Source organism: Paenibacillus sp. 598K, from assembly GCF_003851045.1.
In the GTDB taxonomy this organism is placed as follows: Bacteria; Bacillota; Bacilli; order Paenibacillales; family Paenibacillaceae; genus Paenibacillus_D.
On the sequence record NZ_BFBX01000010.1, the window covers coordinates 162,214 to 176,790 of the forward strand.

At 57.9% G+C, this 14,577-nt stretch carries 10 protein-coding genes; 5 read left to right on the forward strand and 5 right to left on the reverse strand.

Features of this window, described 5'->3' with window-relative positions; translation table 11 throughout:
• The 5 genes from PA598K_RS35920 to PA598K_RS04150 all read right to left on the reverse strand — a co-directional run.
• Positions 1–816: phosphoenolpyruvate-utilizing N-terminal domain-containing protein (locus tag PA598K_RS35920; protein WP_260405252.1), on the reverse strand; the 816-nt coding region annotated here is incomplete at its 3' end.
• A 50-nt stretch (positions 817–866) separates the two neighbouring features.
• Entirely contained in the window at positions 867–1,121 is a 255-nt protein-coding gene (locus PA598K_RS04135; RefSeq protein WP_128655641.1) for an HPr family phosphocarrier protein, read from the reverse strand.
• Positions 1,122–1,133: 12 nt separating this feature from the next.
• Positions 1,134–2,732, reverse strand: a complete 1,599-nt coding sequence (locus tag PA598K_RS04140; protein WP_128655643.1) for a PTS transporter subunit EIIC — start codon at positions 2,730–2,732, stop codon at positions 1,134–1,136.
• 17 nt (positions 2,733–2,749) lie between these two features.
• Positions 2,750–3,256 carry a PTS sugar transporter subunit IIA gene (locus PA598K_RS04145; RefSeq protein ID WP_128655645.1) on the reverse strand — a complete coding sequence of 169 codons (507 nt, stop codon included), beginning with the start codon at positions 3,254–3,256 and terminating at the stop codon, positions 2,750–2,752.
• 32 nt (positions 3,257–3,288) lie between these two features.
• Positions 3,289–4,140 carry a BglG family transcription antiterminator gene (locus PA598K_RS04150; RefSeq protein WP_128655647.1) on the reverse strand — a complete coding sequence of 284 codons (852 nt, stop codon included), beginning with the start codon at positions 4,138–4,140 and terminating at the stop codon, positions 3,289–3,291.
• A gap of 382 nt (positions 4,141–4,522) precedes the next feature.
• Here PA598K_RS04150 and PA598K_RS04155 point away from each other — a divergent pair, with 382 nt between their 5' ends.
• From PA598K_RS04155 to PA598K_RS04175, 5 genes are all read left to right on the forward strand, one after another.
• Positions 4,523–5,887 (forward strand): extracellular solute-binding protein, encoded by a 1,365-nt coding sequence (locus PA598K_RS04155; RefSeq protein ID WP_128655649.1) that lies wholly within the window; start codon positions 4,523–4,525, stop codon positions 5,885–5,887.
• Between the two features lie 111 nt (positions 5,888–5,998).
• Entirely contained in the window at positions 5,999–6,892 is an 894-nt protein-coding gene (locus PA598K_RS04160) for a carbohydrate ABC transporter permease (RefSeq protein WP_128655650.1), read from the forward strand.
• 17 nt (positions 6,893–6,909) lie between these two features.
• The gene (locus tag PA598K_RS04165) at positions 6,910–7,755 is read left to right on the forward strand and encodes a carbohydrate ABC transporter permease (protein WP_128655652.1); all 846 of its coding nucleotides are present in this window, start codon (positions 6,910–6,912) and stop codon (positions 7,753–7,755) included.
• A gap of 46 nt (positions 7,756–7,801) precedes the next feature.
• Complete coding sequence (locus PA598K_RS04170; RefSeq protein WP_128655654.1) at positions 7,802–14,020, forward strand: alpha-N-acetylglucosaminidase TIM-barrel domain-containing protein; 6,219 nt, start codon at positions 7,802–7,804, stop codon at positions 14,018–14,020.
• A 397-nt stretch (positions 14,021–14,417) separates the two neighbouring features.
• On the forward strand, positions 14,418–14,577 hold a 160-nt coding region (locus PA598K_RS04175; RefSeq protein WP_185601548.1), incomplete at its 3' end, for a helix-turn-helix domain-containing protein.

The window sequence follows — 14,577 nt, forward strand, 5'->3', positions numbered from 1 at the left end:
CGTCTCTGTCGCCGCCTTCGTGGTCGTCCGCGCATCCGGCTCGCGCTCTCCCATCACAACGCCCGCCACTGGCGCCACCATCGCACTCGGGTCTAGCCGCTCTTTCGCCGCATGGATCATAATGGTACCCTTTGTCCCGTCAAGCAGCACCGACTCGCCGTCGCGGATCGAGAGCAGGTCGGGGCCGAGACCGACGACGGTCGGGATGCCGATGGAGCGGGCGATAATCGCGAAGTGGGAGTTAGCGCTTCCATGGATCAGGGCGATGCCAGCGATGACATCGGGATCCAGCCGCACCGCCTCGGAGGGGGACAGGCTCCCGCAGATAAGAATGATGCCCTGCGCCGCCATATCTTCTATATGTTCGATTGCGTCCATCTCCCCCCGCAGGATGCGGATGACGCGGTGAATGACGTCTTCAATGTCCGCTGTCCGCTCCTTGAAATGCGCGGGGTTATGCTGGCGGATGACTGCCAGCGCCTTGCCCATCGCTTGCTCTAACGCCGCTTGGGCGGAGCGCCGCAGGCCTACGATACTGGCGCGGGCCGAGCCGATCAGCTCCCTGTCATGCAGCAGCGCGAGCTGGACGCGGAGGATGTCAGCTTCTTCGGTGCGTCGCTTATGCAGGAGGGTGGCGCGCAGCGCAGACAACTCTTGTTCGGCCAGCCGGACAGCGGCATCGAAACGCGCCAGCTCGGCGTTCACCTGCGCCTCTGCGATGCTGCGAGGAGCGGCCAGCAGCGACGAGGGCGGCAGATGCAACGCCGGTCCCCGGGCGATCCCGGCGGAGACAGGTATCCCTTTCCATTGCATCATGTTGAGTCCCCTCTCACATAGGGTGTAATCCGGCCTTTGGCCGGTCTAGTCTAATGCAGCGATGTCAGTATAGCGCCGATCGCTTCGATCGCTTCCCGGGCATCCTCGCCTTCCGCGAAAACCTCGATTTCTTCGCCGTACTTGGCGCTGATGGAGATCATCTGGACCAGACTTTTCGCAGCGAAGCGGAGGCCATCCCTGACCAGATAACTGTCGGAGCGATGCTGCGAGGCCGCATCTACGATTTTGAGCGCAGGTCGGGCATGGATGCCTGACGGATTCATGACGGTGTATATTTTTTTCATTGGCGTGCACTCCTACATGATAGCTTTAATGCAATCCTTTAACTTCTCGGCCTCCATCCCGACGATCGCTTGGACCGAGCCCTTCCCGAGCCGGAGCACGGCCAGCGCGCCGAGTCGCTTCAGCTCCTGGTCGTCGACCAGGCTCTCATCATGCACGGTGAGGCGCAGCCGGGTGATACAGGCATCGATGCTGCTAATGTTGGCTACGCCCCCAAAGGCTGCGGCCAGCGAGGCAGCGATGTCGGAGCGTCCAGAGGCATCGATGTCGGAACGGGCAGAGGCAGGGTCGCCCTGCCGGATCGGAAGCGGGGGCGGCGTCTGGGCCGTCGCAGCGTCCTGACGGTCTCCGTCCAGGCTGGCGGCAGCGGACTCGGACCGCGTGCTGCGCAAGACAACGGCAACATCAAGCTCGTCGGAAGTCAAGGGGGGAGCGGGCGGCTCCTCCGGCTCGCGGCCCGGCGTCATCAGATTGAACTTGACGATGATGACGCGGAACAGGATGTAGTAGAAGAGGGCGAACAGGAGACCGATCGGTACGATCAGCAAGGGCTTGGTAGCGAGCGGATAGTTGATCACATAGTCGATGAAGCCTGCCGAGAAGCCAAAGCCGTGTCGGACGCCCGCTTCGACGATGATATAGCCGCTGACCCCCGCCAGCAACGCGTAGATGATGTACAAGACTGGGGCGACGAACATGAAGGAGAACTCCAGCGGCTCGGTAATGCCGGTCAGGAAGGAGGCAACCGCCGCGCTCAGGAAGATGGCGGAGACCAGCTTGCGGCGATTGCGCCTGGCGCTATGCACGATCGCCAGCGCGATGGCTGGCAGTCCGAACATCATGATCGGGAAGAACCCGGCCATCAGCAGACCGGCATCCTTGTCGCCAGCGAAGAACCGGTTTAGGTCGCCCTTGTAGATCTGCCCGGTGGCATCGACATAGCTGCCGATCTGGAACCAGGCGATGTTATTTAATATATGATGCAGGCCGAAGGGCAACAGCAGTCGATTGGCAGCCATGTAAATAAACGCCCCGATGCCGCCCAGATTGATGACCCAGCTGCCAAAGGTGTCAAGAGCATGCTGTATCGGTCCCCAGATCAAGCCAAAGCCGGCAGAGATCACAATCATGGCCGCTGAGGTAACGATCGGCACGAAGCGTTTGCCGGAGAAGAAGCCTAGCCAGCCCGGAAGCTGTATCTGATGATACCGTTTGTAAAAAAAGGAAGCGACCAGTCCTGCCAGCAGACCGCCCAGCGCGCCCATATTCAACTCGCTGTCCATATGAGACCAGTCCGCGAGGACGACCGGCATCTGGAGGAGCACGTAGTCGAGCACGAGATAGCCGATCACGGCTGCCAGCGCGGCTACGGCATCGCCTCCGATGCCGATACCGATGCCGACGGCGAAGATGAGCGGGAGGTTGTCGAAGATGGCGGAGCCACCCGCATCCAGGAACGGCGCGATATACTGATTCAGCCACGCCCCCAGCTCCCCTAAGCGGAAATCCTGTTCGTAATCAATGTTGCCGAACCGGAGCAGCAGCGCGGCTGCGGGCAGCACCGCAACGGATAACATGAGCGACTTCCCGATTTTTTGCAACATAGCCAGCATGCTCCCAACCCCTCTGCTCAGGTAACTTGCTTCAGCGCAATCCGAAATGCTGCGGGCTCTCCGATATCGACGACTCTATAGTTGCACGCAATAGATGCGGTACTCGACTGGGCGCCAAGGACGACAAGGATAATACAGGACGCGTATCCCGACTCGCGAATGCGGACAGGATCGAAGGTGACGAGCGGCTGTCCCGCGAGGATCTGATCATCTATGCTCACCAGCATGTCGAAGCCTTCGCCCCGCAGATCGATCGTATCGATGCCGATATGGATGAGCAGCTGCAATCCGGAGGCATGACGCAGCATCAGCGCGTGCTTGGTCTCGGCGATATGACTGATGATTCCGTCGAAGGGCGCAGCCACGAGGCCGTCTGTTGGCTCGAGGGCGATGCCTTCGCCCAGGAAGCCGCAGGCGAAGTTGGCGTCGCTAACCTCGCACAGCGGGAACAATCGACCGTTGGCCGGGGCGGCTGCTTCGATGAGCAGCGGACGTTGCTGCGAGGCCCGTTGATTTAGGAACATCGGCTATCCCCTCTCTCTCCTCTGTATACGATCTAGTACGGTTGGAATAATCGATGCAGGTGGATCGCCATGTAGCCGATCTCGTCCTCGGAGATGTCGACGCGCAGTTCCTCCTCGATGAGCTGTCCGACATCGGTAGCGAGCGCAAAGGCTTCGGGATAATGCGATCTCAGCTCGCTGACAATTGGATTGACCACCCGACGTTCATACATCAGGCGTTCGATCACAGCCCGCATATGCATTACCAGTCTGGCGTAGTCCTGCATGTCCCGATCAAGCGGGATGCCTCTGTTGCGTTCGATCAATTCGACGATGCGATTGACTAGACCGGTCAGCTTGACCAGTTGGCCGACCGAGGCCGTGCCGACGCAGGAGTGGACATGGAGGGCCAGGAAGCCGATCTCATCCTCGGGGATCGGGAGGCTGAAGCGCTCGCTGATCATAACGGCCGCCTGGGCGGCGATTTCATATTCCAGCGGGAAGTTGATTTTCGTCTCATGGAGGAACGGATTGTTGATCTCCATCCCGTTGCGCAGGCGATAGAGGGCGAACTGAATATGATTGGGCAGGGCGAAGTACACCTTCGGCTGCACCGGCGTCCCCAACCGTTCCTTGACGTTCTCGACGATCTGTTCGGCGATCAGGATGACCTCGGGATCGATGTTCTCGATCAGATTTTCATATTCCTTGATCGGCTGTTCCTCATCCAGTCGGTAACGCTTCTCAATTCTCGGATCGGAGAGGCTGATCCATTCAGAGCCTCGGGATGCAAAGCCGATGCCTTTGCCGAAGAGCACATATTCCTTTGTCGTGTTAGGGTCTACGGTCAAGATTACGTTGTTTCCTACGATTCGATCAATGCGCTGCCTTTCGTTCCCCGCCAACTTTACCCCTCCTCAAAACAAAAAAGCCGAAAACACCTGCTTCCTGGAGGAAGCTGGCATCGTCGGCTCATGCCTAGTGCAACTAGTAACACGCCAATTATACTTTTATTAATGATATGATAGATGACGTTAATCTGTCAATTGAAAATAACTTTGAAAATGGAAGCGATTAAAATAATGAAGAATGTTCCAAAAAATCTCGTGTTGACAGAAAAGTAATTACGAGTTATGATTTTTTCAGTCGAATACGTAAGGAAACATAACGTGCTACCGAAAGGGCATGAGTTATGCAAGCAAACCTTTGCTTGCGTGACTTGTGCCCTTTTTATCATGTCCATCCGTTTCTTTACCAGGCTATTCCATGAATGAGGGGTGTCGGAGTATGAAAGTGAAACAAACGGTAATGTCGGGTATTGCGTTGATGACGGTGCTGGCGGTGACGGCCTGCGGCGGCGCGAATAACGTCAATCCGGGCAATGGGGCGACCGATCCTGCGCCGAACACGTCGGCGATCGAGGGATCCAGCAACAATGGCGCCGAAGACAAGGGCTTGACGGGAGAGTTCGAGATTCAGTACTTCGTCGGCGGCTACGGCGATGTCTGGTGGAAGGAAGTGCTGGAGGGCTTCCAGGAGGCCAATCCGGGATTAACGATTACCCAGACGGCAGGCCCCAACATTAACGAGCAGATGCGGCCACGCTGGATCCAGGGCGACACACCGGACGTTGTCTACATCGACGGCGCAGGCGCCAACGAACGTCAGATGATCGATGACGGCCAGCTGATGGATCTGACCGACTTCCTGGCTGGGATGGTCAACGCGGACGGCGACAAGCTGACGGATATTCTGATCTCGCAGCCGACCGTTTACGAAGGCAATCGGAACTATACGCTGCCGCTGGTGTTCGGTTCGTGGGGATTGTTTTATGACAAAGCCTTCTTCCAGGAGAAAGGTTGGACGGCCCCGACCAACTGGAGCGAGTTCATCGACACGAGCGAGCAAGTGAAGGCCTCGGGCATCTCGGCGCTTATCCATACCGGCGTCTATCCGTATTACATCAACGGCGGTCTGGTCGACTCGGCGATCGTCGCAGCCAACGGCGGCGACGGCTCCATCCTGACCCGGCAGGCCAATCTCGAAGAGGGCAGCTTCTCCGAGCCTGCCGTCCAGAAGGCGCTGGGGCAAGTGGTCGAGCTGGTGGACAAAGGGCTGATCGATCCGGGCGCGGTGTCGCTTAATCATACCGATTCGCAGATCCAGTGGCTGCAGCATAAGGCTGCTTTTATCCCAAGCGGCTTGTGGCTCGAGAACGAGATGAGCAAGGACATCCCGGACGGCTTTGAATTCGGCTTCATCCCTTCCGTAGCGCAGGATGCAGGCGAGAATAACATCGTCATCCCTTACACGAACACGATTGCGATCGCGCAGAATGCCAAAAATCCCGAAGCGGCAAAAGCGTTCCTGGAATACGCATTCACGGAAGCAAACGCCGTACGCTGGGCCGAGCTGACGGGCGCGCTGATGAATGTCAAGGCGGACCTGACCAATACCTCCGCCAGCGAGGTGGTCAAGGAAGCGATGGGCTTCTTCAATGCCGATACGACGACTGTAGCGCCGGTAGCTGTCCTGAATGCGGATGTCGAGAAAGCGAAGCAGGATGCGACGATCGCGCTCGCTACCGGACGCATCACGGCGGAGGAATGGATGCAGCGTCTGGAGGCAGCGGCGGCGAAAGCCCGCAAGTAATCCGGCACTAGCCAAGCGCGTCTGAGGATGGATGGCGTTCCGTTGCGGACGTCATCTCTCCTGTCGCGTTCTCGAACGAGATTACCGAATGCAAGAAGGAAGGTACGTCCTATGAGTCAATCTGCCAGACGCAACATATTTTTGCTCGCTTTTTTATTGCCGACCTTTTTATTTTTTTGCCTGTTCACGCTCTATCCGATTGTCAAAGGAATACAGCTATCGTTCTTCGATTGGTCGGGCGGGACGAAGAGCATGGACTTTATCGGAATCGACAATTACAAGCAGCTGCTTCGCGATCCGATTGTCGGCACAGCGGTAGCCAATGATTACTTTCTGGTCGTCGGCAAGGTTCTCGGCATCATGCTGCTGGCTACCTTTTTTGCAGTAGCGGTGACGAGGCTTAATGTATGGGGCAAAAACATGTATCGCGTGCTGTTTTTTATTCCGAATGTGATCTCCGTCGTCGTCATCGGCGTCTTGTGGAGGTATGTATACAATCCGAACCTTGGTTTTCTGAACTCGTTTTTGTCGCTGTTTACGTCCGAACGAGTGACGACGGCCTGGCTGGGCGAGCCGCACACGGCGATGTCGTCGCTGCTCTGGCCGTCGATCTGGGCGGGGATCGGCTTCTATATGATCCTGCTCATCGCGGCGATCCTCTCCATCCCGGCAGAGTTGTACGAAGCAGCCGATCTGGACGGCGCATCCCAGTGGCGACAGTTCCTCTCGGTGACGCTGCCGCTCATGTGGGAGCAGATGAAGGTGAGCATCCTCCATATTGTGATGACCACCTTGAACGGCTCGTTTATCCTTGTCTGGATCATGACCGAGGGCGGGCCGGACAACTCGACGCAGGTGATGGGCTCCTACCTGTATCAGATGGGCTTCAGGCAATACCATATGGGCTATGCTGCGACCATCGGCGTGCTGATCCTGGTCTTGTCCCTGCTCACGACGATTGTGCTGCAGCGGATACTGAAGCGGGAGACGATTGAATTGGCATGAGGAGTGAGGAGCAACCGATGATGTTAACCAAGCAAAATCCGGCGGCGCGTACCGTCACCTATATCCTGCTGCTGCTCTGGACGGCTGCGGTCGCGTATCCGCTCGTATGGACGCTGCTGGGCGCGCTGAAGGACAATCCGCAATTTATGCTGAAGCAGCCGTGGGCGTTGCCCGAATTCCCGCTGCTGTGGGAGAACTTCACCTACGTCTGGGGAAGGTATGGCTTCGGCAGTTACTTTACTAATTCCATACTGGTTACCGTGGGCAGTATCCTGCTCTCCTTGTTCCTCTCGGCGACGACGGCCTACGTATTGGCCCGCTTCAACATCAAGGGCGGACAAGTGCTGTACTATCTGTATCTGTCGGCGATGATGATCCCGATGATCCTTGGCCTGATCCCGCTGTTCTTCCTTCTGAACGACATGGGACTGATCAATCGGATTCCCGGCCTGATCCTCGTCTACACCGCCAGCGCGCTGCCCTTCGGCATCTTCGTCCTGGTCAGCTTCTTCAAGACGCTGCCCCGGGAGCTGGAGGAAGCGGCGTACATCGACGGCGCGGGACATGCCCGCACCTTCTGGTCGGTCATGCTGCCGCTCGCCCGCTCGGGCCTGATCTCCGTCGGCATTATGAATGCGCTGACGATCTGGAATGAGTACATCATGGGCTCGGTGCTCGTCAACAAGCCCGCGCTCTACACGCTGCCGGTCGGACTGGCCGTGATGCAGCAAGAGATGCAATACCGCACCGAGTGGGGACCGCTCTTCGCCGGGCTGCTGCTGTCGATCTTGCCGGTGCTGCTCGTCTACGTCATCTTCCAGCGGCAGATTGCCGAGGGCGTAACGGCAGGCGCCGTAAAATAATTGCTTCATTTCATACTCAGTCCTACAATAGAAGGGAGTTCAGTCCATGCGCACACGTTACAAGTCGCTCGTCCTCTTGTTGATCGCCGCCGTCTGGTTCTCCAGCATTCCGCTCTACGCGGCTCCGGAGGACCCTCCGGCGAGCGTAGACTACCCTGTGTTCGAAGACGGGTTTGTCCGCAAATCGAGGGCCACGACCAACTACAGCTTCGAGAATATTACGGCGGCTCACGGCGCTCAATATGCAGGCCAAGGCATTACGGTCCTCAATAGCAAGTATTACGGAACCGACGAGATCCTCGCGGCGATGAAGCTCAAATTGCCGACGAAGGCCGAGATCGAGCAAAACGGGCTGAATCAGTTCGATTTTGTGTTCCATGTATTCAAAAATCCGAACTACGCCTTGGGCAATCAGACGTACACCTTTCATTACGCAACAGACACGAATTGGGCGGAGACGTCCATGACGTGGAACACCAAGCCGGCATTCCTTGATCGCAGCAGCACGCAGACGCTGTTCCGGTTCGAGGTGAAGCAGCATGAGGAATATGAGACCAAAACCGATGCAGAGAAGACGATTGCCGTCGACATCACCGATACGATCCTGCAACTGGTGGAGGAAGGAAGGGAGGAGATCACGCTGTTCGCGAGCGCACAAAACAGTCTGGATTCCTCGCTAATGTTCCATAGCAAAGAAACCAGCGATCCGGCCAAACGGCCGAAAATGGTAGGCTCGCACCGCCCGGATGACCCCGGTCCGGTCGATCCGACCGATCCAACCGATCCAGTCGACCCTGGAGATCCGGGCAATATCGCCTACCAGAAGCCGGCCAGGAGCAACCTGTCCAAGCATCTGGCAAGCCATGTCACCGATGGCGACCTGGCCACCGTCTGGAGCGGGATCTTCTATCCAGCGTACATCGACATCGACCTGATGGCGCAATACGACCTGAGCGAGCTGAAGGTGTACTTGCCGCCAGGCAAGATCGCTTACTACACTATCTATGGCAGCAACGACGGCGCCACCTACGACCGTCTCTATCAGAAACGATCAAGAACGGCCGCCACGGCGGACGGCGATCGGATCGTCCTGGAGGAGCCGGCCTCGTACCGGATCTTGCGCGTTTACATGGAGTATACGCAGGGTGAGAATAGTGCGTATCTGTCCGAGGTGCGGGCGTATGGCGTCAAGACAAGCGTTAACACAGACCCTCTGCGGACCGGCTCGCTGAAGGAAATCCTTGGCTTGCAGGACTTCCGGGACACCTCCTATGCCGAGGCGATTACCGATCAAGAGACGTATGACAACATCTACGGCATTGTCGAGCGTACCGTCGGTCCGCAATACCGAGACTGGTTTTCCTTTGAGGTTGCGCCGAACACGGCCAATGACAAGGACTATTTTGAGCTTAGCGACCGGGTAGGGAAGGTGCATATTACAGGCAACAGCGGGATTTCGATTACGACCGGTCTGAATTACTACTATAAGAACTATCTGAACGTGCATATCTCGGAGCAGACGATGCAGGTGAAGATGCCGCAGACGATCGCGACGATCGGCGCTTCTGTACGCAAGGAAACCGAATATAAAATTCGGTATGCCTTCAACTATTGCACGCTCAGTTACTCGTTTGCATTTTTTGGCGTCGAGGAATGGCAGCGGGAAAACGACTGGCTGGCGCTGAACGGCGTCAATGTCGTGCTTGATCTTGCGGGGCAGGAAGCGACCTGGGTCAAATTTCTGATGAACTTCGGCTATTCCTTCGATGACGCCAAGGACTGGCTCACGGGCCCGGCCTACAACGCCTGGCAGTTCATGGCCAATATGGAGGCGTTCGGCGGACCGGTGCCGGATGGCTATATTATCGATCGCGCCGAGCTGGCGAGAAGCACCATGCGCTGGAAAAACTCGCTTGGCATGCAGACCGTGCTCCAGGGCTATGCCGGCGTTGTGCCGACCAATTTCAACGAATTCCAGCCGGATGTAGCGGTCATCAAGCAGGGGCTGTGGAATGGATTCAGTCGGCCGGATATGATCGCAACCGATTCGGCGCTGTATGATGAATATGCCAGACTGTTCTATGAAGCGCAGGAGTTCGTCTACGGCAAAACCACGCAATACTACGCCGCTGACCCGTTCCACGAGGGCGGCAAACGACCGGCGGGACTGAGCGACGGTACCATTGCCCATGAGGTGCTGAACTCGATGCTGGCCTATGATGAGGATGCGGTATGGATCGTTCAGGGCTGGCAGAGCAACCCGACCAACGATCTGCTGCGCGGCATGGGGGATCGGAGAGAGGATCACGTTCTGATCGTCGACCTGATCAAATATCCGCTCGCTAGCTTTACAAAGTATAACAAGACGTCCTATGACAGCACGCGGCTCGACGCGGTCGAATTTAACGGCACGAGCTGGGTATGGGGACTGCTGGCCAACTTCGGCGGCAACCCGTCGATGCACGGTCAGATGGAGGTGATGGTCAACGATATCCAGAACGCCAAGAAGACGAGCAAGCATATGGCAGGGCTGGGCATCATCTCGGAGGCGCAATACGATAACCCGATCATCTATGATCTGATCTTCGACCTGGCCTGGGCGGACGAGAGCTTCAATCTGAACCAGTGGATCGACAAGTATATCGAGCGGCGCTACGGCGGCATCTCGGAGAATGCCCGACTGGCCTGGAATATGATGAAGGATGCCAACTACAATTACGGGGTTCGGTTCACGACGCAGATCTACGGCATGAAAAATACGACGCCGCAAAACTACGGCCAACAGAACATCGCCTACGGCGCGGAGAAGCTGGAGTCTGCGTTCCGTCTGCTGGCTGAAGACTTCGAGAAATTCAAGACCAGCGAAGCCTATTTATATGATATGACCGAAATCATGCGACAACTGGTGAGCAATTATTCGGTCTTTGCCTATAATGAAGTGCTGAAGGCGCGGGACAATAAGGATCTCGAAGCGTTCAGAGCTGCCAAGGCGGATTTCCTGCACTCCTTTGACGTGCTCAATGCGGTCCAGGCGACCCAGCAGGATCAGTTGGCCGGCGAGTGGATCGGCAGAGCGCAGGATCTGGCGGCGCCGTACGATGACTTTACGAATGATGCGTTCGAGATGAATGCCAAAAGCCTCATCACCACATGGGGCTCGCGCCAATCGCATGGCAGTCTGAAGGAATACGGCTGGCGCAACTACGAGGGGATGTTCAACGACATCTACAAGAACGTCTGGGAGACGTATCTGAACAAAGTGGAGGCCAATCTGGAGAGCGGCACGCCAATCCAGACGATTAGCGTCTCGGGCTACTTCGATCTGTATTGGGATTGGGTACTGGGGGAGCAAGACTATACCCGGGATGCCAAGGATTCCGACGAAGAGCTGAAGGCGGTCGTGGAGCTGGTATTCGACCATGCGATGCTCTCTGGCGAGCTGGACCCGAATATCGGCAACCGAGCGCTGGAGCGGATGGCTACGGCCAACACCGCCAACGTCTCGGGACGCTTGCAGGCGGCAACCGACGGCAAAGCGGAGACGATGGTCGCTCTTCTGGCGAGCCCTTCGATACCGGAGCCGGAGCTGATCATCGATCTGATCGGGGCCTTCCAACTGTCCAAGATTCAGGTACTGGCTGATCGCGTGACGTTTGCTGGTTATGAGGTGTACGCGAGCAGCGATCAGGCGACGTGGCACAAGGTCGGCGAAGTCGCGGCTGGAGAGGCGTCTGGCACCGGCAATGAATGGCAGGTAGCCAACCTCGAAGCGCGTTACGTCAAGATTCGGGCCATCTCGGCCGATAAGCCTGAGGGCGCGGAAGAGCTGGCCCTCAATGAAATCAGAGTGTACGGCGAGCGCATCCTGCCGACGCTCGATCATCTGCGGGCTTTGGTGCGGTTCGCCGGGTCGATCCCGCTGGACGCCAGCGAGCCCAATGCAGTGAGCGCCTTCCGGAGCGCGATGCAGCAGGCGGAGCAGGCGATCGAGATCGAGGCGGCTGTCGATCAGGTGAACAGTGTGTACTGGAGTATGTATGATACGATCCTCAGGATGAACCTGAGCGGCTTGCGCAATCTGGCCCTCGACCGGCCAGTGACGGCGCATAACGGGACAGCCGGCAATCCGGCCAGGCTGGTGGACAACAGCCGCGACACCGTCTGGGATTCGGGACGGCTCAGCGCGACGGGGCTCCCTTACGAGTCGACGATCACCCCGGGATGGGCGACGATCGCGCTCGGGGACGTCTATCGTGTCGAGGAGATCCAGGTCATCTTCGGCAACAATAACCGGGGTTACTGGCATAACTATGAGCTCTACGGCAGTCTGGACGGTACCGAGTGGACCAAGCTCGGGGAGAAGACGACGCGGACGACGCCAAACGAAGCGGAGGATTATCATCTGCTGGACGCCGTTCATGCCAGCTACATCCGGATCAACACGACCAATATCCAGGAGGTTAGCGGTCGAAGAGCGCCGTACCAGGTGGCGGAGCTGCGGGTGCTGGGAACAGCGCTGGATGCGGTGACAGCTATCGCGACCATCGCCGATGTGCGTGTGGCCTATGGCACATCTGCTGAGCAGCTGCGGAATCAACTGCCTCAGACAGTGTCGGTGACGCTGGCGAGCGGCGCGGCCCGGACAGTAGCTGTAACCTGGGATGTCGCAGGCTATGACGGCGAGAAGCCGGGTGAGTACACCGTTACAGGTATAGTGCCGTCCCAACTGTACAACCCGGATGCGCTGACGGCAACCGTCAAGGTAACGGTAGCCGAGCTTGGCGCGGCGAAGCCTCCGGTCTGGCCAGAGCGTAGCACGTTGAAGGCGGCGAATGTCAGCGGAACAGGGCTGACCTTGATCTGGACCGCTGCTGAAGACGCAGATGCAGTGACAGCTTACAACATCTACAATGGCAGCCGTCTGATCGGTACGACGACGGGCGACGTTACGACCTTTGAGGTTACGGGGCTGACCGCCGGCTCGACGTACACGTTTAAGGTAGAGGCTGGCAACGAGCATGAGCTGTGGACGACGGGCGGACCTTCGGTTACCGCGACGACCGAGCGCGGTCGCGATCCGATCCCCTGGTGGCCGCCTGTACTGCCTCCGGTAACAGAGCCCGGGACAGATCCGACAGGAGAGACGGGAGCGCCGGGCGAGATGATCGTGAGGGAGCCGCAGGTTGGCGCGGATGGTATCGCCAAGGCGGGTATTGCTGCCGAGGCCTACGACCAAGCGTCCGCCAATAGCCAGATCGTCGTCATCACTGTGAACGAAGCGTCGGGAGCCGCAGGCTATGATATCGCGCTGCCGCCGTACGCCCTGGCTGGCGGGGACAAAGCCAAGCAAGTCGTCATCCGCACGCCGCTGGGCATGGTGACTGTGCCAGCCGATCTGTTGGCGAGCGAAGCGGTGACCGGAGCCAAGGAAGTGTCCGTGTCCATCGTCAAAGCTGCGGAGGGCGTCGGCGTCGACCTCGCGGTGAAGGTCGATGGCAAGCCGCAGACCTGGTCTGATCAGGGCTCGTCGCTGAAGGTATTCCTGCCTTATGCGCCGACAGCCGCTGAGGCGGCAGACGCCGCATACCTCTTCGTCTGGTACACGGACGAAGCGGGCAGGAGAGTAGCAGTCGCCTCCGGCGCGTACGATGCGGAGCTGGGCGGCGTTGCGTTCGAGGCTGGCCAATCCGGCCGCTACACGATTGCTTATGTGCATAAGACCTTTGGCGATCTGCAAGGGTACGATTGGGCGCGGCAGGCGATCGAAGCGATGGCTTCTCGCGGCGTCATTAACGGGACCTCTCCCGATACCTATCATCCTGCCGCAGCGATCAAGCGGGCGGACTTCATCGCACTGCTGGTCCGCGCGCTCGATCTGAAGTCGGAGACCGATGCCAGCTTCGATGATGTGGCGCCGGACGCGTATTATGCCGGGGAGGTGGCAGTCGCCAAGGCGCTGGGCATCGCTCAGGGCACGGGCGACAACCGCTTCGGGCCGGAGCAGCCGATCGCCAGACAGGAGATGATGGTCCTGCTCGACCGTGCGTTGACGCTGCTCGGGCAGCCGCTTGAGCCAGCCTCGCCGAGTGCGCTGGAGCGCTTCGGAGATCGTCAGCTGATCGCGGGCTACGCCGAGCAGAGCGTCGCCAATCTGGTGCAGAGCGGTCTGATCCAGGGCAAGGGAGACGGCATCGATCCGACCGGCCAGGCGACACGGGCCGAGATCGCGGTGCTGATCGAACGCCTGTACCGGCACGTATATTAAGAGCAACAAGCCGAAGCTGCGGCCGCCCTCGGGCGGCCGCTTTTTTGTTGCGCTTGTCGTATTGCAGCTTGTCGGGCAAGTGGCGCGGGATAAGAATAGATCAATAATCGATGCGGATTGATCATGGTTTTACATTATACAATCACGTATGATAATTTCACGCTAATGTAAGCGTTGTCAAAAATGGAAAGGAGTGAAAGGGTGCGCCCACAAAGTCGCAGCATGAAACGCGCGTCGGTACGGAAATTTCTCTATATCGCTCCCTTTATCAACCTAAGCCGAGAATACTCCCGTCTTCTATAAGCGGGAGATGAATCGGTGGTTTTTTGTTTTCTAACACGAACGTATGTGCTATAATTGGGGATATAGACCTTCAAATAAGGAGGCAGGTTCGTCCATGCTTAGACATAAAGCGTTCAAGTTCCGCCTCTATCCGAATCCAGAGCAAGCCATGCAGATGCGGCGCACCTTAGGGTGCTCCCGCTTTGTGTTCAATCATTTCCTCGCCAAGTGGAACGAAACGTACGCTGCGACAGGCAAGGGATTGTCCTACCAGA